Genomic DNA, 23524 nt, shown 5'->3' with positions numbered 1-23524 from the left:
CGGCAGCAGGCGCAATTCGTGCGCGGTGGCCGGAAGTTCTTCTCACTCGCTCCACGAGTGGCTTGAGGGATGAAGGATAAGGTCAAATCCGGGCATCCCTCCCTTGTCTATTTCGGGCTCGCCCTCTCCCTGCTCCTGCCCTTCCTTGCGGACCTGACCTTCCCCCTCGGCACGGCCGTGTGGGTGGTCTATCTGCTGCCCGTGGTGCTGGCCTATGTAGCGCCATCGCCCATTGTGCCACCAGTCATAGCCGCGACTGCAACGGCGCTGGCGGTGCTCGGCTTCCTGTTTGCCCCGGCAGGCATCGACCCCTCCCTTGCCATCACCAACCGCAGTGTCGGCACCGCTGTAACCTGGCTGCTTGCCGGAGTGGGCTATCTCTTCATTCGCAACCGGCGGACGGTCTTGCATGAACGCTGGCTGCAGTCCGGGCAGGTGGGGCTTGCCCGCGAGATTAGCGGCGAGAAGAAACTGGATGAACTGGGCGATGCCGCGCTGCGCTATCTTGCCGCTTATCTCGGCGCTCGCGCCGGTGCGATCTACATTCGCAACGGCCAGGGATATCGCCGTTATGCGACATATGGCGTGCCGGCCGAGGCACCGATCCCCCTGCGCTTCGACGTCAGCGACGGCCTGCTCGGGCAGGCGGTGAGAGAGCGGCGCTCGTTCGTGCTGGATCAGGTGCCCGACGGTTATCTCTATTTCGGTTCGAGCCTGGGACAGGCGAAACCGGCGACACTGCTGATCGCCAACGCCTATGCAGACGGCGTGGTCAACGCGGTGATCGAGCTTGGCCTTCCGGCAAGCAGGGTCGCGCATGCGCAGGAACTGCTGGAACGGGTAGAAGGCCAACTCGGCGTCGCCATCCGCTCGGGCAAATACCGCGAAAGGCTGCAGGAACTGCTCGCCGAAACGCAGCAGCAGGCCGAGGAGCTGCAGGCCCAGAGCGAGGAACTGCGCGCAAGCAACGAAGAACTCGAGACGCAAAGCCGCCAGTTGCAGGACTCCGCCAAGGAGCTGGAAGCGCAGCAAAGCGAACTCGAGCAGACCAATGCCCAACTCGAGGAACAGGCGCGGCAGCTCGAAGTCCAGCGCGACGACCTGACGCGGGCGCAGAAATCGCTCAAGACGCAGGCCGGAGACCTTGAACAGGCGAGCCGCTACAAGTCCGAATTCCTGGCCAACATGAGCCACGAACTGCGCACCCCGCTCAATTCACTTTTGATCATGGCGCGACTGCTGGCAGAGAACCGTTCCGGCAATCTGACCGAGGAACAGGTCAGGCACGCCCAGACCATCGAAACCTCGGGCAACGACCTGCTCATCCTGATCAACGACGTTCTCGACATCTCGAAGATCGAAGCCGGCAAGGTCGAGCTCGATCCCCATGTCACCGGTGTATCCGGCATCGCAGAAAAGCTGCGGCGGCTGTTCGAACCGGCGGCTACCGACAAGGGCCTGGAATTCGCCATTGAAATCGACGAGCCGGATCTTGCCCTCGAAACCGATCCGCAGCGCGTCGAGCAGGTGCTCAAGAACTTCCTTTCCAATGCGATCAAGTTCACCGATCGCGGCCGGATCGCCCTGTCGGTTGCCCGCCAGACGGATGACAGGATCGCCTTCACCGTGCGCGACACGGGTGTCGGCATTCCGTCCGATCAACAAGGCGCGATCTTCGAAGCATTCCGGCAGGCCGACGGGTCGGTCAGCCGCAAGTACGGCGGGACCGGCCTTGGCCTTTCGATCTCGCGCGAACTGGCGCACCTGCTGGGCGGTGAAGTCGCAGTCGAAAGCGCACCGGGTGAAGGCAGTGCCTTCTCGCTTGTCCTGCCTGCAAAGTTCTCTTCTCCGGCCGGGCAGGTCGCGCCACGTCCCGCACCGGCGCCTTCTGCAGCAAGAAGCAAGCCCGTGCCGGCGCCCGCGGCTCCCGTCCGCTCTCCCGACGCGCCCGAAGACGATCGCGAGCGCCTCACCGCTGACGACCGGGTGATCCTGATCGTCGAGGACGATCCGGTATTCGCCCGGATCTTGCGCGATCTGGTGCGCGAGCAGGGCTTTTCCACACTGATCGCGGACACCGCCGACGAAGGCGCGTTACTCGCCCGACAATACGTGCCCAACGCCGTCATCCTCGACATGAACCTGCCCGATCATACCGGACTGTCGGTACTCGACCGCATCAAGCGGGACGTGCGCACCCGCCACATCCCGGTCCACGTCGTCTCGGTCGACGACGAAAGCCAGACGGCCCTGGCGAGCGGCGCTATGGGCTATCTGTTCAAGCCGGTTCAGCGCGAGCAGCTCGTGCAGATGCTCGAGAGCCTTGAACAGCGCATGGTACAGCGCATGCGCCGCGTCCTCGTTGTTGAAGACGATGCCAAGCAGGCCGAGAGCGTCAGCCTCCTGCTGGGTTCCCGCGATGTCGAAACCGTCGAGGCCTTCTCGGCCGCACAGTGTTTCGAGATGCTCGGGCGCGAGAGTTTCGATTGCATGGTGCTCGACCTCAACCTGCCCGACGCATCGGGAATGGAACTGCTCGAACGCCTGAGCGCGGACGAGAGCGTCCCGTTCCCGCCGGTGATCGTCTATACCGGGTGCGACCTTTCGGCCGCGGAAGAGCTCAAGCTTCGCCGCTATTCCAAGTCGATCATCGTCAAGGGCGCAAAGTCGCCGGAGCGCCTGCTCGATGAAGTCACCCTGTTCCTGCACAAGGTCGTCTCCGACCTTCCCGAGCCGCAGCAACAGCTGATTGCAAAGTCGCTGAACCGCGACGAAGCGCTGCAGGGGCGCAACGTGCTTGTCGTCGAAGACGACATCCGCAACATCTATGCCCTGTCGAGCGTCCTGGAGCCGCACGGCGTCAACGTGCGCATCGCGCGCAACGGGATCGAGGCGCTCAATGCACTGGACGAGGCGATAACCGGCAGCACGCCCGTTGAACTGGTGCTCATGGACGTGATGATGCCGGAAATGGATGGCCTTACCGCCACCCGCAAGATCCGCGAGCGCGAATGGGGCCGCACCCTGCCGATCATCGCCCTGACCGCCAAGGCCATGGCGCGCGATCAGCAGGAATGCATCGAGGCGGGCGCCAGCGATTATCTTTCCAAGCCCCTCGACGTCGACAAACTCCTGAGCCTGGTGCGCGTATGGATGCCGCGTTGATCGAAACCTTCGAACCGCACGAAGAAGTCGAACTGGATCTGCTGCTCGAGGCGATCTGGCGACATTACCATTACGACTTCCGCGGTTATTCGCGCAGTTCGCTGCACCGCCGCCTGGTGCGGGCGATGCAGAGGTTCGGCTGCGCCAGCCTTTCCGAGCTGCAGCACCGCATCCTGCGCGAGCCTGCTGCCTTCGCAGAACTGATGGGCTTCCTCACCATCCAGGTGAGCGAGATGTTCCGCGATCCCGCCTATTTCCGCGCCCTGCGGGAAAACGTGATCCCACATCTCAAGACCTTCCCCTCGCTCAAGATCTGGATAGCGGGATGCGCCAACGGCGAGGAATTCTACTCGCTGGCCATTCTCCTTCGCGAGGAAGGGCTTGAGGACCGGGCCATCTTCTATTGCACCGACATCAGCCCCGCCGCCCTCAAGCGCGCGCAGGCCGGCGTCTACGACCTCGACCGGATCGCACAGTTCACCGAGAACCACCAGCAATCCGGCGCGCGTACGTCCCTGTCGGATTATTACACCGCAGCTTATGGCAGCGCGATCTTCGACAAGTCATTGCGTCGGCGCGCCGTTTTTGCCGAACATAACCTTGCCAGTGACGAGGTCTTTTCCGAAGTGCACCTCGTTTCCAGTCGCAACGTGCTCATCTACTTCGACCGGCCGCTTCAGGACAGGGCACTGGGCCTGTTCGCAGACTCACTCGTTCGAGGCGGATTCCTTGGGCTGGGGACCAAGGAGACCCTGCGCCTTTCACGCTATTCCCAGGGTTTCGGCGATTTCGACGATCACATGAAGATCTACCGTCGCAACACCCTGCCGCTGCGAGAGATCACCCATGAATCCTGACCCCATCCGTATCCTCGCCGTTGACGATATCGTCGAAAATCTCGTCGCGCTCGATGCCCTTCTGGCCGATGGCGAGGTAGAGATCCTTCAGGCCCGATCGGGCGAGGAAGCACTGGAACTGCTGCTTTGCCACGATGTCGCGCTGGCTCTCCTCGATGTGCAGATGCCGGGCATGGACGGCTTCGAACTGGCCGAATTGATGCGCGGCCTCGAACGCACCCGTTCGATCCCGATCCTCTTCCTTACCGCAGTCGCTACCGATGAACGCCGCCGCTTTCGCGGTTATGAAGCTGGTGCGGTCGATTACCTTCTCAAACCGGTCGACACCCACATCCTGCGCAGCAAGGTCAAGGTGTTCACCGAGCTCTACGCCCAGCGGCGAGAACTGGCCCGCCAGCGCGACGATCTGGCCACGGCGCTGGCGCGACTGACCGCGCACAGCGACAATTCACCGCTCGCAATCGTCGAACTGGACAGCACGCAGCAAGTCATTGCCTGGTCGAACGGAGCTGAACGCCTGTTCGGTTGGCGCGCGGCCGAAGTGAAAGGATACAACGCCAGCCGGATCGACTGGCTCAGCGCCGAAGATGCCGAGACATTCAGCGCACTTGTCGGCGATATGATCGGCGGCACGGCAAACCGCGAAACACACACGCTGCGGTTTCTTACCACGACCGGCTCTACCTTGACCTGCGAATGCCATTGCTCGGCCATTTACGATCCTGCCGGACACCTGATCTCCGTGAACCTGCAGATCCTCGATATCACCGACCGCGTCCGGGCCGAGGAGGCGCAGCGCCTGCTCAATGGCGAACTCAATCACCGGGTGAAGAACACGCTCGCTACGGTTCAGGCGATTTCTCGCCAGACCTTGCGTTTTTCCTCCGGACCGGGGGATTTCTCCGCCACTTTCCTTGGGCGTATCGACGCCCTGGCAAAGGCACATTCGCTGCTCAGCAGCGCAACATGGCAGGGCGCAGATCTTCGCCAGCTCATTGCCGGGCAGGTTGCGATCGGGACTTTCGACCCGGCGCGGGTCGAAGCGCAGGGACCGGACGTCGACCTGGGCCCTGAACCCGCCCTGCACCTTGCGCTGGTCCTGCACGAACTTGTCACCAATGCCCACAAATACGGCGCGCTTTCGGGGGCCGGGGGCACCGTTTCGCTGACCTGGCAGATCGCCGGGGATCGGCTGAAACTCGACTGGGTGGAAAGCGGCGGCCCGCGCGTGGAGGCGCCGACGCGAACGGGTTTCGGCAAGACGATGATCGAACGCAGCCTGGCAGCAGATGGCGGCGGCGCGACGATGCACGCCGATCCGGCGGGCATGAAGTGGGAACTCGTCCTGCCCTGCCCCGCCTCGGCCATTGCCGCACGCAAGCCATCCGAAACGCAAGGAGGCGCCATGCGCACGCCTGAAGCCGATACACCGCTCGACACGCTTGCAGACATGCGCGTCCTGGTTATCGAGGACGAACCGCTCGTTTCCATGGAACTCATGACCATTATCGAGGATGCAGGCGGCATCGTCGCAGGCTCGGCATCGACGGTCGCGTCAGCGCTCAGCCTGATCGAAACCACAGAAGCGGACGGCGCGATCCTCGACGGCAATCTGCGCGGGGAAGCGGTGGAAAGCGTCGCCGCCACCCTGCGATCGCGCGGCATCCCCTTTGCATTCGTCAGCGGATACGGGCGCGAAAACCTGCCAGCCGGTCACGAGAATGCCCCCCTGCTTTCCAAACCATTCCGCGCGGACCAGATCGTCTCCACGATCAATGCATTCGCTTCGCCCACAACCGTATCGTAGAGGCGAAGCAGGCAATTGGCAGAACGTCGCCGAATATGGGTAGTCGCGCGAATCGGATGACGACAGGCTGGGTGAAAGGCACGTTTCACTAGTGAACACACGGCCTGTTTAAGATCACTATTGCACGAAGAAAGCTGCGATTTGGGCCAGATTAGACCTTAAATCGCACGCACAATGACCCCATAATAGGGTGCATGGTTAAGTGGTCGTCCGAATTCAACAGACGCAACCTGCTGTTCGCAGGAGCAACTCTTGCTGCCGGTGCATTGATCAAACGTCCGTCGCCCGATCCGGTTCCCGCGATACCTGTTGCTTCCGCCAGGCCGCGCCGCCTGCCCGCGGTAGCGAAGCGATCGACTGCCGGGCCAAAGTTCGACGTGAACCCCAGACTGCTGGAAAAGGCGCTCGCTGCGCTCGAAACGCATTCGAAACGGATCAGGGATCATGGCCGGATCGCCCTCGTCGACTTTTCGGTTTCCTCGTCGAAGGAAAGGATGCACTTCCTCGACATCGAAAACGGCAAGGCAACGCAGATACTGGTCGCACACGGTTCCGGATCGGACCCCGACCATACCGGCTTCGTGGAGCGGTTTTCCAACGTTTTCGGATCGAACGCGTCCAGCCAGGGCGCCTTCCTGACCGACGATTACTACGTGGGCAAGCATGGCCGCTCGCAACGTCTGATCGGCCTCGATCCCACGAACGACAACGCTCTGGATCGCGCGATCGTGGTGCACAGCGCGTGGTATGCGAACGAGGACATGATCCGCACACACGGGATGCTGGGACGCAGTCAGGGGTGTTTCGCGGTAGGCGAGAAACACCTCGACGATCTATTCTCGTTTCTGGGCAAGGGCCGCATGATCTACGCTGGACGCACCTGAACTCTTCGCGCCGTTACTTTGGCAGGCGTGCAACATCGGCGCGGCACAATCGTTAACATACAGGTCTTTCAAGGAGATCTGTGTGCGAAAAAGTGCAATTGCCGCTTCGATCATGGCGCTGGCCATGGCGCTTGCCGGCTGCGGGGCAACTTCCGGAGACGCCGGCGGGCAGAACGCCGGCTCCGGCCAGTTGAGCTGGAGTTCGTCGAGCGAGCGGCAACTGCGCGAAGCGCTCGAGCGACGCGCCGTCCACGGGCTCGACCATGTCACCTTTGCAGCAGATGGCGCGTCGCAAGCCGGCGAAGCGCTTACGCAAGAAGCCCTGCGATATGCCCGCGCACTTGCCCTGGGCGCCACCTCGCCGGAAGAACTCTTCGAGATCTACACAATCCCGCGCCCCCGCCCCGATCTCCTGCAGGGACTGACCCGGGCTCTCTCCGACGGACATCTGGATAACTGGCTCGAAGGTCTGGCTCCGCAAAGCGAAGCCTATCGACGCCTGTCGAAAGCCTACATGGAGCTTGAGGCGAAGAAGGCGTCCCCTTCCCCCCGGATCCCGCTGAAGGACGATCCCCTGGAGCCCGGTGACAGCGATCCGCGCATTCCGGCGATCGCCCGTCAGCTCGCCGCATCGGATTACCTGGACAACCCGGCCAGTGCAGGCAATCGCTACACCCCGGACATGGTTCGGGCCGTCAAGCGCATGCAGGCCGACTATGGCATCAAGCCCGACGGCATCATCGGCAAGGACGCGCTTGAGATCCTCAACCTCTCGGATGCCGACAGGGCGCGCGCGCTCGCCGTTGCCATGGAGCGACTTCGCTGGCTCGAGCGCAATCCGCCGGCCACCCGCATCGACGTGAATACGGCTGCGGGCAGGCTTACGTACTGGCGCGATGGCAAGGCCGTCGACACCCGCAAGGCTGTCGTCGGCGAACCGGGCGAGGAGACGCCACAGCTCGGCTCTCCGATCTACCGTCTGGTGGCTAACCCGACCTGGACGGTCCCGCGCTCGATCCAGGAAAAAGAGTTCGCAGACAAGGGCAGCAATTACCTGCAAACCCACAACATGGCCTGGCAGGACGGCTGGATCGTACAGCAATCGGGTCCGGAGAACTCCCTGGGCCTGGTCAAGTTCGACATGAAGAACGATCACGCGATCTATCTCCACGACACCCCGGCCAAGTCCCTGTTCCAGCAAGTGCAGCGGCAGCGCAGCCATGGCTGCGTGCGTGTGCAGGACGCACTGGGATTCGCCGAATTGCTGGCCCGCGACGAAGGCGTGCTCGACCAATGGCGCAAGGCCCGCGCCAAGGGAGATGAGGCGTTCGTGTCGCTGCCGCGCGAAATCCCGGTGAGGCTGCTCTACCAGACCGTCCTGTTCGATGCGAAGGGAGACCCGGTGGTCCGCGCCGATCCCTATGGCTGGGATGACCGCGTGGCCGTTGCGCTGGGGTTCGGTTCCGCCAAGAGCCATCTGCTGCGCAACGCCACCGGCGACATCGGCCCGTGATATCGCCTTCGCGATTCCCTTTCCCGAATCGCAATCGGCGTCCACGCCCAGTAAATTCTTCCTGAAAACAACGTCATCGGCACAAGAAAAACGGGCAGATCGCCCGTGACGCTCGCCGTGAATTGCGGCAAGACCTGCCTGACTGCAGATCGCGGGGAACCGGGATCGATTTGGATACTTTTGATACGTCGTGTGGAGCGATGGAAGATGGAGATGCCAGCGTGCACGACGACACGGTTCCCGAGAGGCTTCGCGCCTTCTTCCAGGATTCCCCTGTTGCACTCGCGCTGGCTGCTCCGGACCGTGACAATCCCCTCATCCTCGTCAACCGCCGCTTCGTCGAGCTGACAGGCTATTCCCAGCAGGAGCTGTTCGGCCGCAATTGCCGCGTGCTGCAGCACGACGCGGCAAACAGCGAGGCACGGGCCAAGCTGCGGGCCTTCCTCGATGACGAGAACGCCCCGAATGTACGCACCCCGATCCTCAATTTCACCAAGGACGGCACGCCCTTCGTGAACCTGCTCTACATGTCGCGACTGCGACAACTGAATGGTGAGCCACGCTACATCTTCGCCTCTCAATTCGATGTCAGCCGCGCCCAGCCCGGGCGACTGCAAACCTATGACCGCGACCTTGGCCAGACCCTGACCAAGCTCAGCCCGGTCGCGGCAGAAAGCGGGATCATCGTCGAAGGGACGCTGACCTTGATAGCCAACTCGGCGGCAACGATCGCGCAGGCGAAGCTGGCGCTTGCCGGTCTAGACGACAGCTCATTCCTGTGAGCCGAGGGGAAGAACGCATGGAAGCGGGAAGCTGTGCAGACACCGGGGCCACCGTTCCCATCATCGGCATCGGGGCATCCGCTGGCGGTCTGGAAGCCCTGCGCGAGATGCTCTCCGCCGCACGGCCACCGACGAACCTCGCCTTCGTGGTCGTCCAGCATCTCGATCCCAATCACGAAAGCGTGCTGGCCCAGCTTCTCGATCGGGCGAGCCCGCTTGACGTCCTCCAGTGCGAAGGCGGCGAGGAACTCCAGCCCGAGCGTGTCTACATCATCCCTCCCGGGCGGGGCCTGGCCATCCGCGAAGGCAGACTGCAACTGACCGACTTCGCACAGCCGCGCGGCCTGCGCCGCCCGATCGACGACTTCTTCATTTCGCTGGCAGCCGACCAGCAGGCCAATGCCGCCTGCGTGATCCTTTCCGGGACCGGTGTCGATGGTTCGACCGGGCTGCGCGCAATCAAGGAACACGGCGGCGTCTGCGTCGTCCAGCAGCCGGAAACCGCACGGTATGACGGAATGCCGGTTGCGGCCGTCGGCACCGGACTGGTCGACTACGTCAAGGCCCCCGGCGAAATCCTCGACTGTCTGCGGGCCTTTTTCGAGCGACGCTCCGGAGAACCGCACGACGAGACAGCCCAGCTCGTCGCCGACCATGTCGACGATCTGTGCGCCACCTTGCGCCAGGTCATCGGTCACGATTTCTCCGGCTACAAGCGATCCACGCTGGTGCGCCGCGTGGAGCGCCGTATGCACGTGCTCAGCATCGACAGCGCCAGCGCCTACGTTCAGCGCGTGCGCACCGATCCCGGCGAATGCGAAGCCCTGTTCCGCGACCTCCTGATCAACGTCACGCGTTTCTTTCGCGACCCCGACATGTTCGAGGCCCTGCGCGCCAAGGTCATCGAGCAGCTGCTGCAGGAGCGGGAGGCCGAAGAGGAAATACGCGTCTGGGTGCCGGGCTGTTCAAGCGGCGAGGAAGCCTACAGCATCGCCATGCTCTTTGCCGAAGCCGCCCGCGAGCAAGGTCTGGCGAACCCGGTGCAGATCTTTGCGACCGACATTGACGAACAGATGCTGCAGGTCGCGCGCGAGGGAAGCTATCCGGCAGCCGCGCTGGCCGATATCCCCCTGCCTATGCGCGAACGCTGGACGGTACCGCACGGAGAACGGTTCTCCATCGCCGGGCAGATCCGCGACCTGATCCGCTTCTCGAACCACAGCGTCGTCAAGGACCCGCCCTTCTCGCGCATCGACCTGGTGTCCTGCCGCAATCTGCTGATCTATTTCGACGACCGGTTGCAGCAGTCGGTCATGCCGATCCTGCATTACGCGCTCAAGCCGGGCGGTTACCTGTTCCTCGGCCCCTCGGAGAGCATCGGCCGCTTCGACAACCTGTTCCCGGCGCTGGATCATCATGCCCATATCTTTGAGCGGGCGCCGGGCAATCCCACTTACCCAATCGACCTGCCAGCCAACGAACACAACCAGCCCAGCCGCACTCCCGCCTCGGCCATGCGCATCGGCAAGATGAAGGCGTCGGAAGGCGGCATGGCAATCCAGCGGCTGGCCGAGGGCTACGCGCCGCCGGCCATGGTGGTCAACCAGGACGGCGCGGTGCTGTCCGCCTACGGCAAGCTGAGCCGCTACTTCGACTTTCCGGTGACCCGGACCGGCGGATCGAACGCCATTTCGCTCGCCAAGCCGGGCCTGCGTGACGTGCTGGGCCCGCTGGTGCGCCAGGCCCGCGATAGCGGCAAGCGGGTCGTTGCGCGTCAGGTCGAAGTCACTTCCGACTACGGCGTTCAGCCGATCGAGGTCATCGGCGAACCACTGGGCGATGGCACCTTGCTCCTGATCTTCCGCGACCGCGGCCCGTTCAAGCCCTTCGAGGCCACCGACCTGTCCGAGATCGAAAGCGGCGACGATCACATGGAGGCACTTGAGGAGGAGCTGCGGCTGACCCGGCACAAGCTGCGCACCGCGGTCGAGGAACTGGAGACTGCCAACGAGGAACTGAAAAGCTCCAACGAAGAAATGATGTCGATGAACGAGGAACTGCAGTCGACCAACGAGGAGCTCTCGACCGTCAACGACGAGCTCAAGAGCAAGGTCGACCAGCTTACCGTCGCCAACTCCGACTTGCGCAATTTCTTCGAATCCACCGAACTGGCCGTGATCATCCTCGACCGCGACCTTCGCATCCGCAGCTACACCGAGGCGGCAACAACGATCTTTCCGCTGCAGGTGACCGACCGGGGGCGTTCGCTCGCCGATGTCGCCACGCGGCTCGACGAAGGCGATTACCTCGACGATGCCCACGCCGTCGCGACCCACGGCGAGCCGATCCAGCGCCGCGTACGCACCCGCGACGGCAAGCGTACGCTTTCGCTTCGGGTGCTGCCTTACCGTACACAGCATGGCACCATCGACGGCGCGACCCTGGTGCTGACCGACATTACCGATGCCCTGTCGATGGAACACGATCTCGCCGCCGAGCGCGAACGCCTTGACCTTGCCGTCAGGGCTGGCGGAATCGGAGTGTGGGAATACAGCGTCGATAGCGGTGAACTGATCGCGGACGCCACCAATCGCCGCCTGCTGGGCCTGCCCGCCACCGGCGAGGTGCGGATCGACGATGCCTTCGCGAACGTCCATCCCGAAGACCGCGCGACGATCGAGGCGAACCTGCGCAAGGCAAGAGCCGCGAACGACGATTTCGAAGCCTCGTTCCGGGTCATGTTGCCGGACGACAGCGTTCGCCACCTCAAGAGCTTCGGCCGCCTGATATCGAGTTCCGAACCGAAACGGCTGGTCGGTGCGGCCATCGACATGACCCCCGAGTACGCACTGGCAGAAACCCGGGCGTTGATGCTGCGCGAGATGAACCACCGGGTTAAGAACCTCTTCGCCGTGGTCAGCGGCATGATCTCGGCTGCCGGCCGCTCACACAACGACGTGCGCAGCTACAGCGAGGACCTGCGCGAGCGCATTGCCGCGCTGGGGCGCGCGCATTCGCTGGCGGCCCCTTCGGGCGACCAGCAGTCGATCCCCTTGCGCGCCTTGATCGAGACGACGACCGCCCCCTATGACGGCCACGCGCGGATCGAGTTGCATGGCCCGGATGTCTCCATCGAGCGCTCCTGCCTGTCCTCACTGGCGCTGATCCTCCACGAATGGACGACCAACGCCGCGAAGTACGGCGCGCTCGGCGGCGACGGCGGTACGCTCTCCATTAGCTGGGAAACGAAGGAAGACGGACTGAGTCTCCACTGGCAGGAGCACAGGCGAGGCGACGTTGAGGTAGCGCAAGGCAACGGCTTCGGAACGCTGCTCGTCACCACGTCCGCGCGGCAGCTCAAGGCCGAATTGTCACGCGAGGTCGACGATGAAAGTTATCGTCTGCACATGCAGCTTCCGCCCCGGGTGATCCTGTCATGACGCGCTCCGTGCTCATTGCCGAGGACGAACTGATCGTCGCGCTCGACCTCGAGGCCATCGTCGAGGAGGCTGGCTTCGAGGTCGCGCAAACGTGCGAATCCCTGTCTTGTACGCAGGAGGCGCTCGATCACGGGATGCCTGCCTGCGCGATCCTCGATGTGCGTCTGGTCGATGGCGAGGTCTATCCAGCCGCGGACCGGCTCAATGCCGCCGGCGTCCCAATCATCTTCCACTCCGGCCATGCCGACGAGGCGCAGTTGCGCGACCGCTACCCCGAAGCGCAGTTTTGCCCCAAGCCCAGTTCACCCTGGTCCCTGCGCGACGCCCTGCAACGTGCAATGACGCAAAAAAGGGCGGAATGACTGTCGACCTCGCAGTCCCGTTACGCCTGACCGGCCAGTGCAGCGACGCATTCGGGGACATAGAGCCCGATGCGGCAATGCAAGCCTTCCTCGCGAAAGTCGAGCTCCGCCTTGCTGCCATATTCGGCGGCGAGCCCCCGCTCGATCAGCCGCGAGCCGAAGCCCTTGCGGCCTGAGGGCTTCACAGGCGGACCGCCCAGTTCCTGCCAGTCGAGCGCAAGATAATCGCTATCCTCGGCCTCCCGGAACCACGCGATGCGAATGCAGCCCGTCTCGTTGGACAAGGCGCCGTATTTCATGGCGTTCGTCGTCAGTTCGTGCAGTGCCATGGTCAGGGCCACGGTCAAACGCGGAGAAAGTGAAATGTCCGGCCCGCTCGCCTCGATGCGGCAGGCATCGGCCCCGGCCGCAGGTGCAGTCGCTTCGCGCACGACTTCGGCCAGCGAGGTCATGCGCCAGCTGGCATCGGTGAGCAGGTTGTGCGCGCCTGCCAGTGCCCGCAGCCGTTCCTCGAAAGACTGCCGCGCGCTGCCGGCCATCTCGACATTGCGGAAGGACTGCGAAGCCAGGCTCTGGACGATGGCGAGGGTATTCTTGACGCGGTGGTTGAGCTCATTGATCAGCAGGTCCTGATGGCGGGCCGCTTCGACCACCTCGGTCATGTCCTGCCCCTGCACGAAGATCGCAGAGACGGCCCCATTCTCGAAAATCGGCTGATAGATGAAATCCAGGAAACGGCGATCGCGAGGGGCACCGGGCTCGATCTCGAAATAGACCTCCTGCGAACGCCCGTTGTAAGGCTGGCCACTGCGCCGCACTTCATCGAGAATTTCGATAAAACCCTGGCTGACAATTTCAGGGAGGGCCTCGGCCAGCTTGCGACCGATCAGCTGCTCGCGACCGACAAGCTGCGTATAAGCCTCATTGACCATGGCGAATTCGTGATCCGGTCCGACAAGCACTGCCATGAATCCGGGCGCCTGCTCGAACATTCGGGTAAGACGGGCGCGCTGCGCCTGCAGATCGAGGTTGCGGTGCTGCACCGCATCGGCCCTGCGAAACAGCCCGCTCTCATCTCGCAGACTGCGCAGTCGGTGCAGTTCGGTCACGTCGACCGTGTGCTGCAGGATCGCATCCACCTCCCCGGCGCTGTCCAGAAGCGGCGTATGGGTCGCGCTCCAGTACCGCTGCTCCATGGAGCCGTCGGGCGAAGCGATGTCATAACGGATCAACGCAATTTCATCGATTTCGGCAGTCTCCACCACACGCTTCAACGAAGCGCTGAGCAGTTCGAAACTGTCGCTTCCGGGATCGCTGGGGAAGGCATCGAACATGCGCCGCCCGATGATCGACTCCCTGGTGCGCATCGTCGCACGCAAATAGGCATCGTTCATCCAGACGATCGTCTCGTTACGGTCCATAACGACGTAAGGATTTGGCGAAAGCGAGAAAAGCGATTCAAAGTCCAAATTCACTGACGCCTCAATTCTGCCACGCCCGACCGGTGGTTCTTGCGGCAGACTGTGGTGGTGCCGGTAACTTGTCAATGTCAGGGCCAGAACCGCATCGCGACCCATCGCACCGAAAGAGCCGGATACCCTTTCCGCCTCTTGCGTGACTCCTGGCGCTAGAAGCCGAACCCGATGCGCGCTGCAATACTGGCAGACGGTGCACCTTCACTCAGGCCAGCGTTGCCCTCCAAACTCAGGCGCATGTTGTCTTCAAGGCTTGTTCCGAGCCCAATACCGATGGCCTGTCTGTCAGCGAGGGTTTCTGTCGCGGCTTCTTCATAGGAATAGGAGAGAGCCGCAAAGGTGTGAGCGCCAAGCTTCATGCGCGCTCCCGCCGATCCGCTCAGGGTATTGTGGACATCGAAGCCGTCCGGTTCTCCCAGCACCGTATAGCCCAGCGAAAGGAACGGTGTGAGCACCCCCATTGGCCTGGCCACCTGCCCGACAACAGCGTAGTCCGCCTTGCCGGTACCCAGCCCCTTGGCAACAGATGCGGTCGGCAGTTTGACCGATGTGCCAAGAGACGTCGCAAGGCCCGCAAGGGGCAAGTCAACGGATGCCTGAATCGTGAGATCTCCGATCCCTTCACGCGTGCTTCGCTCCAGGGTCGGCGAACCGGTTGCAAGCAGCGGCGTGCCCAACAGTCCACCCTGGCTGACGATGACGCCAGCTGGAGCGCTTGTGCGCACATAGGGAAGCGATGCGCCGATGTGGAATCGTCCCTTCGTGGCCGTAACGGTGACCGGAACCGCGACCGTTTCGAACCTGTCGTCGGTGCCGTAGTCGCCTTCCTGATATATGACGCCGGTACTCACTTCGCCGGACCAACCCTCAGCTCGCGTGCCGGTACCATCGCGGTCAGCGGCGATGGCAGGCGTCGCATTAAACAAAAGAACCAGTGCCGCCGAAGCAGCGTGAAACATGCGCATTTCAATATCCGCCTTGAATGTTTGCATTTCGGGCTGGCAGGCCCGGCCACCATGCCGCGCTCAGCGCGGAAGATCGGACCGACGGCCTGTCGGTCAGAATTTCGGATGAAGTCTCCGCGCCCCTTCCGGCGTTGCGGCCTGCACTGGGCATGCGACCGTTGCTGCGGTCGTGATGTCGATGATCATGGGTGTACCTCCTGCCAATTGAATTTTCGGAGCATCACTCGTGAATGATGCGGCTTGGCTGAGAGAACGAGTGCGCCGGTCAATTTCATCCGCGCGCTCGGAGAATTTATTGGCATGTCCGCAAATCGCGCGGGTCGGAGCGGCGGGATGGCTTCGAACAGAGCCTTCAGCGCCGCAATAAACAGGGCATAACGATAGATGCGACCGGTGCGACTTCCCCGGTCGGGGTTACAAACTCCTCCGCCCGTTTCCGCCGTTTCTACATCATCAGAAAAGTCAGCTCACTCAGAGTGCTGCAGCACCGATGGTGGCGAAACGCTTTACAGGTATGGTGGCCATGATAAGCCTCTCGATATGAATGGGGCGCGGGAGGCTTGGAGATGATAAAGGGTGCGCGGGTTCCTGAGCGGGCCTATCTGATCGTACTCTGGGCAGTTTCGGTCATCTTCGCCGGCTTTATCGTCGGCTTCGGCAACCTCGTTATCGGCGACCTGCCGCAGATCGAAACGACGGTTTCGCCCGATCAATTCGTCGACAAGACGCGGGACAAAGCGCTGCAAAGGGAACTCAAGCAGGCCGAAGATCGCCGCGGAGCAATTGACGACAAGCTTCAGATCGCCCGGCTACAGCTCGAACAGGCCCGCCGCGCCTCGCAGACCGCCACCGAGACCTTCCAGGCCTGGATCCAGACCCGGAGCGCAACCACCGATCCCCAGCAGGACCCCGAAGTGGTTCAGCGCACCCGTCGGCTCGAACAGCTCAAGGGCAACGAGCGCGTGATCCAGGGTCGGATCAACACGCTCGAGAACGAACGCCTGCCTCTCGAACAGCGCGCCACGGCACTGCGCCAGGAACAGAACGACCTGCAGGACGCGGCCTATCCGGCTTTTGAGAAGGCCCTGTTCTGGCAGGAACTGCGGATCTTCCTGCTACGTCTGGCGCTAACCCTGCCCATGCTGCTGCTCGCCGCATGGCTGGTCGCAAAGCGGCGCAAGGGCGCTTACTGGCCGCTGTCACGCGGCTTCGTGATTGCCGCGGTCTTCGTCTTCTTCGTCGAACTGGTGCCCTACCTGCCCAGCTACGGCGGCTACATCCGTTACGGCGTGGGCATCCTGCTTACCGTTGCCGCCGGGCACTTCCTGATCAAGAACATGCGCCACTACCTGGAAAAGCGCCGGGAAGTGGAAGCGCAGGCGGAGGAAGAAAGGCGCAAGCTCGTCTCGCACGACGAAGCCTTCAAGAAGATGTCGGCCAAGGTCTGCCCCGGCTGCGACCGACCGATCGCCGCAATGGAAGGCAGTGAGACGAACTTCTGCGTCCATTGCGGGATGACGCTCTTCAATCACTGCAGCAAATGCGATGCCCGCAAGATGGCCTTCTTCCGCTACTGCATGGCCTGCGGCAGCCCCGCGCAGGACGCCGCGAAGGCAGGCACCTGAGGGCCAATCGAGCTCAGTCGCGCAATTCGGTCTTGAGCACCTTTCCGGCCGCGTTGCGCGGCAGTTCAGGAACGATCCGAATGCTGCGCGGCACCTTGTAGTTGGCCATGCGCTTGCGCGACCACTGCAGCAGTTCGTCCTCGCGCAATGACGACCCTGGACGGGTGACCACGTAGGCACGCCCCACTTCGCCCAGACGCTCGTCCGGCGTGCCGATAACCGCCACCATGTTCACTTCGGGATGCGTTGCAATCAGGCTTTCGACCTCGGCCGGATAGACGTTGAAGCCGCCGGAAATGAACATGTCCTTCTTGCGGTCGGTGATCCTGAGATAACCGCGCGCATCGATGGTGCCGATGTCCCCGGTATGGAGCCACCCCTCGCCGTCGATCGCCTCGGCAGTCGCCACCGGATCGTCGAGGTAGCCCTTCATCACGGAAGGGCCGCGCAGCCACAGTTCACCGGGCTGGCCGGCGGGCAGGTCGTTGCCCTCGTCATCGACACAGCGCACTTCCATGCCGGGTAGCGGATAGCCGCAGGTATTGGCAACGGTTTCGGCATCGTCTCCCCGGCAGGTCATGGCGACTGCGCCGCATTCCGTCATGCCATAACCATTGACGATGTTTTGCATCCCCAGTTCGTGACGCATCCGTTCAACGAGAGCCGGCGCCACCGGAGCGGCGCCGGTGACGGCAACGCGCAGCGAGGAAAAGTCGCGCGCTTTGCCGCCGTCCAATTCCTGCAGCAACGACTGGTAGATGGTCGGCGGCCCGGGCAGGAAGCTGATGCGGTTGTGTTCGATCTGACGGATGGTTTCGGCCACGTCGAAAACCGGCATCGGCAAGATCGTCGCACCGCGGGTGAAGCAGACGGCCCAGCCCGCCTTGTAGCCGAACGTATGGAAGAACGGATTGACGATCAGGTACCTGTCGCCTGCGCGAAGATCGACCCTGACGGCCCAATCGCCGAAGATCTGTACCGCCTGTCTATGTGCCGTCAGCGCCCCCTTGGGCTTGCCGGTCGTACCCGATGTGAAGATGATGTCGCAGATATGATCGCCGGTCAGCCGCGCTAATGCAGCATCGACTTCGGGGTCCTGTGCGCCGTTCCCGCGCGACACGAAAGCCTCCCAGCCCTTGTCGAGATGCACGGTCTCGCCAAGGTCGGGCAGGTCTTCCGAGGCAATCAGCTGAGCGTAGTCCTGGCCAAGAAAATCGGCTGGCGCGAAAAGGATCTTCACCCGGGCGCGACGCAGGATCTCGGCTGCCTCGGTGCCTTTGAAGCGCGTGTTCATGGGAACGATCGTGGCGCCCACGGTCTGTGCGCCAAGCGCTGCGAGTATCCACTCGCGCGTATTGGGCGCCCAGATCGCGATGCGATCGCCGTTTCTGATCCCGCTGGCCAGCATGGCCGATGCGGCGGCCCGGGCATCGGCCCAGACCTGTGCGAACGTCCAGGTCTTCTCGCCGACGATCAGGCCGGTAGCATCCGGCCAGGTTTCGGCCGCCGCTTTCGCCGCGCCGGGGATCGTCGTCGGCCAAGTGCCCATCGCTTCGGTCATGATCTGCTGTCTCTCGCTCAGGCGACTTCGAACAGACCGGCAGCGCCCATGCCGCCTGCCACGCACATCGAGACGACGACGTACTTCACGCCGCGCCGCTTGCCCTCGAGCAGGGCATGACCGACGAGGCGTGAACCGGTCATGGCGAAAGGGTGGCCGATGGCGATGCCGCCGCCATTGACGTTTAGCTTCTCAGGATCGATGCCCAGCTTTTCCTGGCAGTAGACCGCCTGGCTGGCGAAGGCCTCGTTGATCTCCCAAAGTCCGATGTCATCGATCTTGAGGCCAGCGCGGTCGAGAAGCTTGGGAATCGCGAAGACCGGCCCGATGCCCATCTCGTCCGCGCCGCAACCCGCAACCTGAAAGCCGCGATAGAGACCAAGGATCGGCAAGCCCTCCTTCTGCGCGGTGGCAAGGTCCATGAGCACTTGCGCGGAAGCCCCGTCGGAAAGCTGACTGGCGTTGCCCGCCGTCACGTGCTGGCCTTGCTTGATGACCTGCCCGTTCCTGAAAATCGGATTGAGGGCCTGCAGCTTCTCGAATGTCGTGCCGGCCCGCACGCCCTCGTCCTTCGTCAGCGTCACATCTTCCTTGCCGGTCTCGTTGCCCTCCTTGTCGAAGAGGGCCTTGGTGACGGTAATCGGCACGATCTCAGCGTCGAATGCGCCCGCTTCCTGTGCGGCAGAAGCGCGGCTCTGGCTCTGCGCGGCAAAGCGGTCCTGCGCTTCGCGGCTGACGCCGTAGCGCTCGGCCACGACTTCGGCGGTCTCGATCATCGCCATGTAGGCGTAAGGGTCGTGCTCCTTGACCCATTCCGAGCGGTTGCGGAAATTGGGGTAGTGCTTGTCGATTGTGAGCGAGACGTTCTCGGTACCGCCCGAGAGCGCACAGTCGATCTCGTTGGCGATGATGCCGCGCGCGGCAAAGGCCAGCGCGTTGAGGCCCGAGGAGCACTTGCGGTCCATCGCAAAGCCGCTGGTCGTATCGGGCAGCACCGAACCATGCACGGCAAGACGGCCGATGTTGTAGCTCTGGGTGTTCCACTGGTTGGCGCAGCCCATGTAGACGTCGTCGACGCGGGCCGGATCGATCCCGGCGCGCTCGATCGCGGCGTTGACGACATGGGCGGCCATGCGCGGCGCCTCGGTATCGTTGAACGCGCCGCGATAGGCCTTGCCGACACCGGTACGGGCAGTGGAAATGATTGCAGCTTCGCGCATCGTGTCAGTCCTCTCAGGCAAATCCGTGCATGTTGAGCGGGCCGAAGTAGGCGCGCATCTCGATGATCTGGTTGTTTTCGTTGAAGCGGAACGTGTCGATCACATCGACGCGCTTGTCGCTGCCTTCCCAGCGCAGATGCACCGAGAAGGGAAAGACGGCATAGTCCGCGGTAAGGCGCACCGGGCCTTCGAGCGTGAGCTTCGCACCCGTCTTCATGGATTCGGCATAGAAAGCGAGGATCGCCTCTCGCCCGACGTGGGGCGGCGTGCCGACCGGGTCCTCGACCGTGGCATCCTCGGCGAACAGCGCCGCCACCCGCTCGGGGCTGCCATCGGCGAAGGCGGCAACGTATTCGTGGACCGCGGCTTCCATCCTGACGGGATCGGGCATTACTCTGTCTCCGGAAAATAGCGGCTGATGGTGTCGATCACGAGCGCGGGCTTGTCGCTTCCCTCGATTTCGACCGTGACCCGAACGGTCGACTGGATCGCGCCCTTCACGTCCTCCACCCTGACGATCTCGCCCGTACCGCGAATGCGCAAGCCGACGCGGACCGGAGAAAGGAAGCGGGTCCTGTCCATGCCCACGTTCACGCCGGCCGCAAAGCGGCGAACCTCGATCATCTGCGGCAGGAACATGTTGACCAGGCTCAACGTCAGATAACCATGGGCGATCGTGCCTCCGAACGGCCCGTCCTTCGCGCGCTCGACGTCGACATGGATCCACTGGTGATCGCCTGTGACATCGGCAAAGCCATTCACCCGCTCCTGATCGATCAGCAGCCATTCGGTGGGGCCAAGCTGCGTGCCTTCCGCACCGATCAGGTCGGCCGGGCGTTCGAAGACCTTCGGCGCGCTCATGCGTGCTGGCTCGAGACCGGAACGATCTCGCCGGTCATGTAGCTGGACAGGTCGGACGCGAGGAACATCATCACGTTGGCGACTTCCCAGACTTCCGCCGGGCGGCCGTAGGCTTCCTTCTTGACCAGTTCGGCCAACGCCTCTTCGGTCGTCACCTTGGCGAGGAAGGGGTGCATCGCAAGGCTGGGCGCCACCGCGTTGATACGCACGCCGTGATCGGCTGCCTCGACCGCTGCGCAGCGGGTGAAAGCCATGACGCCGGCCTTGGCCGCAGCATAGTGGGCCTGGCCCTTCTGCGCACGCCAGCCCAGCACCGACGCGTTGTTCACCATGACGCCCGACTTTTGCGCATACATCGAAGGCAGAAAGGCACGGGTCATGCGGAACAGACTGGTGAGTGTCACATCGAGCACGCGGCTCCATTGCTCGTCGGTCATGTCGACGACACTGACCTCGCCGCCGAGCCCGGCATTGTTGATAAGCACGTCCACCTTGCCGAGCGCCGCAAGCGCGCCATCGCGCAGACCCTGGATAGCCTCTTCGCTGGTAACGTCGCACACGAAAGTGGCGGGACGTGCGCAGCCCACTTCATCTGCGATACGGTCGGCCGCTTCGCCAAGGCGACGCTCGTGAAAGTCGCTGATGAGCAGCCTGGCGCCCTCTTCCGCGGCGCGCTTGGCAGCCGAAAAGCCGATGCCGGTACCGGCCGCAGCGGTGACCACCACGGTCTTGCCCTTCAGCATGCCGAGGGGCGTGGGATAGGAAGGAACGGGTACGGTCATGAGTTACCTCTCGGTTCGCGGGGCAGCCCGAGGCCGCGCTCGGCGATCAGGTTGCGCTGGATCTGGTTGGTGCCGCCGTAGATCGTGTCCGAACGGCTGAAGAGGAAGGTATTGGGCAAGAGTGACCATTCGTAGGCCTCGCCCGCAGCGATCTCGCCGGCCTGCCCGAGTACTTCCATGGCCAGTTCGCCAAGGTCACGCCGCCAGGTCGCCCACTGGATCTTGTAGGTCAGCGCCGCGCCGTCGAGCCCGGCCGCATCCGCGTTCGAGAGCATGCGCAGCGCGCCGTAGCGCATCAGGTTGAGCCCGATCTCCGCCCTGGCGATCTTCTGCCGCGTCACCGGGTCGTTCGCCTTGCCGTTTGCCCGGGCGGCCTCGATCACGGCATCCAGTTCGTTACGGAACTGCATCTGCTGGGCCAGCGTGGAAACCCCGCGTTCAAAGCCCAGAAGCGCCATGGCAACGCCCCAGCCCTGACCGCGCTCGCCCAGCATGGCGTCTGCCGGGCAGCGTGCCGCGTCGAGGAAGGTCTCGTTGAACTCGGCCTCGCCGTTCATCTGGCGGATCGGGCGTACCTCGATCCCGGGCTGGTCCATGGCCATCAGCAGGAACGACAGGCCCTTGGGGCCCTTCGATCCTTCTTCGCTACGGGCAACGACGAAGATGTAGTCGGAGAAGTGCGCGAGGCTGGTCCATACCTTCTGCCCGGTCACGACCCACTCGTTGCCCTCGAGGTGGGCCTTGGTCTTGACGTTGGCCAAGTCCGAGCCGGCATTGGGTTCCGAATAACCCTGGCACCAGATTTGCGTGCCCCCGGCAATGCCCGGAAGATAGCGGGCTTTCTGCTCCTGCGTCCCGAAAGCGAGGATCGTCGGGCCGGCCAGCTCGACGCCGATATGGTTGATGCGGTTGGGCGCACCCGCGCGCGCGTATTCCTCGGCGAAGATCACCTGCTGCGCCAGGGTGGCATCGCGGCCGCCCCACTCGACAGGCCAACCGATGCAGGACCACTGGTGCGCGGCCAGCTGCCGTTCCCACTCCTTGCGGCGTTCGACCTTGGAAACAAGGTTGGGGATGCCGACGATATCCCTGAACTCGCCAGCCATCTGACCCTGCAGCCAGTCCGCAGCTTCGGCGCGGAATGCCTCGTCCTCGGCGGAAAATCCCAGCTTCATGAGGCTTCTCCAATGGTCAGGCGGGCGACCTGTTCACGGTGCCAGTCCCCATCGCCCATCATCGAGCGGATCGAGGTGGCGCGCTTGAAGAACAGGTGGGCATCATGCTCCCAGGTGAACCCGATGCCCCCGTGGAGCTGGATCATGTGCCCGGCGCATTCGAAATAGGTGTCGGCGCAGAAGGACTTGGCGGAATGCAGGGCAAGCTGCGCCTCGGGCGCGCCTTCGTCTACTGCGCAGGCCGCCCAATAGACGGCGGAGCGTGCCTGCTCGATCAGCACCATCATGTCCGCCAGACGGTGTTTGTACGCCTGGAACGAGCCGATCGGACGGCCGAACTGCATGCGCTCGGTGGAATACTGTACGGTGCGGTCGAGCGTCGCCTGCGCGCCGCCCAGCGCCTCTGCGGCAAGACAGATCCACCCCCCGGCATGAAGCGCTTCGCGCGCAGGGGCAAAATTCAATGCCTGTGCATTGGCCCCTTCAAGCGTGACAGTCGCAAGCGGCCGCGTCTGGTCCATGGTCGTATGGCTCACGACACTCAAGCCGGCGTCTTCTGCCGCGACCAGCCAGGCTGCGTCCTCTCCCACGAACACGAAGAGATCCGCAAGGCTGCCATGTGCAACGAACGGAACCGTACCGGACAGCCTGCCGCCTTCAACCTTGAGCGCGGGCGCATAGGCCGCAGCGGCAATCGCTTCTCCCGAAATAAGCGGGCCCAGCCACTGCTCTTTCTGGGCAATGTTGCCGCCTGCGGCAATCGCCTGCCCCGCCGTCGCGAGCCCAAGCAACGGGATGGCGGAAACCTGCGATCCAGCGGCCTCGGCCACGATCGCAAGCTCCACCATCCCCAGCCCGACACCGCCGTCCTCCTCGGCGATCCCGATGCCGGAAAGCCCCAGTTCCTCGCAGAACGATGCCCACAGTTCGCGGTCGATGCCGCCTGCCTCCATCGCAGCGCGGGTGCGCTCGCTGGTGGCGTTCTCGGCAAAGAAGGTCTGCACCGTCTGAGCGATCATCGCCTGTTCTTCGGTAAAGGCGAATTCCATG

At 63.3% G+C, this 23524-nt stretch carries 18 protein-coding genes; 9 read left to right on the top strand and 9 right to left on the bottom strand.

What is annotated here, in order from left to right; genetic code table 11:
- Positions 1–69 precede the first annotated feature (69 nt).
- The 8 genes from B5483_RS13020 (at position 70) to B5483_RS12985 (ending at position 12810) form a co-directional block, all read left to right on the top strand.
- A complete protein-coding gene (locus tag B5483_RS13020) occupies positions 70–3165 on the top strand; it encodes a response regulator (RefSeq protein ID WP_079730644.1) in 3096 nt (1031 codons plus the stop codon).
- Positions 3150–4022 carry a CheR family methyltransferase gene (locus tag B5483_RS13015; RefSeq protein ID WP_054946073.1) on the top strand — a complete coding sequence of 291 codons (873 nt, stop codon included), beginning with the start codon at positions 3150–3152 and terminating at the stop codon, positions 4020–4022. The genes B5483_RS13020 and B5483_RS13015 overlap by 16 nt, the downstream gene beginning before the upstream one ends.
- Complete coding sequence (locus tag B5483_RS13010; protein ID WP_079730643.1) at positions 4012–5829, top strand: response regulator; 1818 nt, start codon at positions 4012–4014, stop codon at positions 5827–5829. Before B5483_RS13015 ends, B5483_RS13010 begins: the two co-directional genes overlap by 11 nt.
- Positions 5830–6023: 194 nt before the next feature.
- Positions 6024–6713, top strand: a complete 690-nt coding sequence (locus B5483_RS13005) for a murein L,D-transpeptidase catalytic domain family protein (protein WP_176168036.1) — start codon at positions 6024–6026, stop codon at positions 6711–6713.
- 82 nt (positions 6714–6795) lie between these two features.
- Positions 6796–8226, top strand: a complete 1431-nt coding sequence (locus B5483_RS13000) for a L,D-transpeptidase family protein (RefSeq protein WP_245829149.1) — start codon at positions 6796–6798, stop codon at positions 8224–8226.
- Between the two features lie 221 nt (positions 8227–8447).
- Positions 8448–9008 (top strand): PAS domain S-box protein, encoded by a 561-nt coding sequence (locus B5483_RS12995; protein WP_342743673.1) that lies wholly within the window; start codon positions 8448–8450, stop codon positions 9006–9008.
- Between the two features lie 17 nt (positions 9009–9025).
- Entirely contained in the window at positions 9026–12448 is a 3423-nt protein-coding gene (locus B5483_RS12990) for a CheR family methyltransferase (protein WP_079730641.1), read from the top strand.
- Between the two features lie 8 nt (positions 12449–12456).
- On the top strand, positions 12457–12810 hold the full coding sequence (locus B5483_RS12985; protein WP_342743672.1) for a response regulator: 354 nt from the start codon (positions 12457–12459) through the stop codon (positions 12808–12810).
- A 20-nt stretch (positions 12811–12830) separates the two neighbouring features.
- Here B5483_RS12985 and B5483_RS12980 read toward each other — a convergent pair whose 3' ends face one another.
- Positions 12831–14285 (bottom strand): sensor histidine kinase, encoded by a 1455-nt coding sequence (locus tag B5483_RS12980; RefSeq protein ID WP_281251242.1) that lies wholly within the window; start codon positions 14283–14285, stop codon positions 12831–12833.
- A 152-nt stretch (positions 14286–14437) separates the two neighbouring features.
- On the bottom strand, positions 14438–15277 hold the full coding sequence (locus B5483_RS12975; RefSeq protein ID WP_245829142.1) for a transporter: 840 nt from the start codon (positions 15275–15277) through the stop codon (positions 14438–14440).
- Between the two features lie 539 nt (positions 15278–15816).
- On the opposite strand from B5483_RS12975, the gene B5483_RS12970 reads away from it, so the two are divergent.
- Positions 15817–16875, top strand: a complete 1059-nt coding sequence (locus B5483_RS12970; protein ID WP_079730638.1) for a zinc ribbon domain-containing protein — start codon at positions 15817–15819, stop codon at positions 16873–16875.
- 13 nt (positions 16876–16888) lie between these two features.
- Here B5483_RS12970 and B5483_RS12965 read toward each other — a convergent pair whose 3' ends face one another.
- From B5483_RS12965 to B5483_RS12935, 7 genes are read right to left on the bottom strand one after another with little or no spacing between them, the layout of a single operon-like run.
- Positions 16889–18436, bottom strand: coding sequence for a FadD3 family acyl-CoA ligase (locus B5483_RS12965; protein ID WP_079730637.1), 1548 nt, complete (start codon positions 18434–18436; stop codon positions 16889–16891).
- Positions 18437–18453: 17 nt separating this feature from the next.
- Entirely contained in the window at positions 18454–19656 is a 1203-nt protein-coding gene (locus B5483_RS12960) for an acetyl-CoA C-acyltransferase (protein WP_079730636.1), read from the bottom strand.
- 13 nt (positions 19657–19669) lie between these two features.
- Positions 19670–20047, bottom strand: coding sequence for a steroid Delta-isomerase (locus tag B5483_RS12955; RefSeq protein ID WP_079730635.1), 378 nt, complete (start codon positions 20045–20047; stop codon positions 19670–19672).
- Positions 20047–20517: a MaoC family dehydratase gene (locus tag B5483_RS12950; RefSeq protein ID WP_079730634.1), complete on the bottom strand. Its 471-nt coding sequence runs from the start codon at positions 20515–20517 to the stop codon at positions 20047–20049. Before B5483_RS12950 ends, B5483_RS12955 begins: the two co-directional genes overlap by 1 nt.
- Positions 20514–21299: an SDR family oxidoreductase gene (locus B5483_RS12945; protein WP_079730633.1), complete on the bottom strand. Its 786-nt coding sequence runs from the start codon at positions 21297–21299 to the stop codon at positions 20514–20516. Before B5483_RS12945 ends, B5483_RS12950 begins: the two co-directional genes overlap by 4 nt.
- Positions 21296–22474: an acyl-CoA dehydrogenase family protein gene (locus B5483_RS12940; RefSeq protein ID WP_079730632.1), complete on the bottom strand. Its 1179-nt coding sequence runs from the start codon at positions 22472–22474 to the stop codon at positions 21296–21298. Before B5483_RS12940 ends, B5483_RS12945 begins: the two co-directional genes overlap by 4 nt.
- Positions 22471–23523: an acyl-CoA dehydrogenase family protein gene (locus tag B5483_RS12935; RefSeq protein WP_079730631.1), complete on the bottom strand. Its 1053-nt coding sequence runs from the start codon at positions 23521–23523 to the stop codon at positions 22471–22473. Before B5483_RS12935 ends, B5483_RS12940 begins: the two co-directional genes overlap by 4 nt.
- Position 23524 lies beyond the last annotated feature (1 nt).

Origin of the sequence: Novosphingobium mathurense, from assembly GCF_900168325.1 — a bacterium.
Lineage (GTDB): Bacteria > Pseudomonadota > Alphaproteobacteria > Sphingomonadales > Sphingomonadaceae > Novosphingobium > Novosphingobium mathurense.
This window is presented reverse-complemented; position numbering and strand designations above follow the sequence as displayed.

Coding starts and splice junctions, on each gene's coding strand:
- B5483_RS12945 (WP_079730633.1), bottom strand. CDS start 21,299: ATGACCGTACCCGTTCCTTCCTATCCCACGCCCCTCGGCATGCTGAAG.
- B5483_RS12970 (WP_079730638.1), top strand. CDS start 15,817: ATGATAAAGGGTGCGCGGGTTCCTGAGCGGGCCTATCTGATCGTACTC.
- B5483_RS12955 (WP_079730635.1), bottom strand. CDS start 20,047: ATGCCCGATCCCGTCAGGATGGAAGCCGCGGTCCACGAATACGTTGCC.
- B5483_RS12965 (WP_079730637.1), bottom strand. CDS start 18,436: ATGACCGAAGCGATGGGCACTTGGCCGACGACGATCCCCGGCGCGGCG.
- B5483_RS13005 (WP_176168036.1), top strand. CDS start 6,024: ATGGTTAAGTGGTCGTCCGAATTCAACAGACGCAACCTGCTGTTCGCA.
- B5483_RS12975 (WP_245829142.1), bottom strand. CDS start 15,277: ATGCAAACATTCAAGGCGGATATTGAAATGCGCATGTTTCACGCTGCT.
- B5483_RS12935 (WP_079730631.1), bottom strand. CDS start 23,523: ATGGAATTCGCCTTTACCGAAGAACAGGCGATGATCGCTCAGACGGTG.
- B5483_RS13020 (WP_079730644.1), top strand. CDS start 70: ATGAAGGATAAGGTCAAATCCGGGCATCCCTCCCTTGTCTATTTCGGG.
- B5483_RS12950 (WP_079730634.1), bottom strand. CDS start 20,517: ATGAGCGCGCCGAAGGTCTTCGAACGCCCGGCCGACCTGATCGGTGCG.
- B5483_RS12990 (WP_079730641.1), top strand. CDS start 9,026: ATGGAAGCGGGAAGCTGTGCAGACACCGGGGCCACCGTTCCCATCATC.
- B5483_RS13010 (WP_079730643.1), top strand. CDS start 4,012: ATGAATCCTGACCCCATCCGTATCCTCGCCGTTGACGATATCGTCGAA.
- B5483_RS12960 (WP_079730636.1), bottom strand. CDS start 19,656: ATGCGCGAAGCTGCAATCATTTCCACTGCCCGTACCGGTGTCGGCAAG.
- B5483_RS12940 (WP_079730632.1), bottom strand. CDS start 22,474: ATGAAGCTGGGATTTTCCGCCGAGGACGAGGCATTCCGCGCCGAAGCT.
- B5483_RS13015 (WP_054946073.1), top strand. CDS start 3,150: ATGGATGCCGCGTTGATCGAAACCTTCGAACCGCACGAAGAAGTCGAA.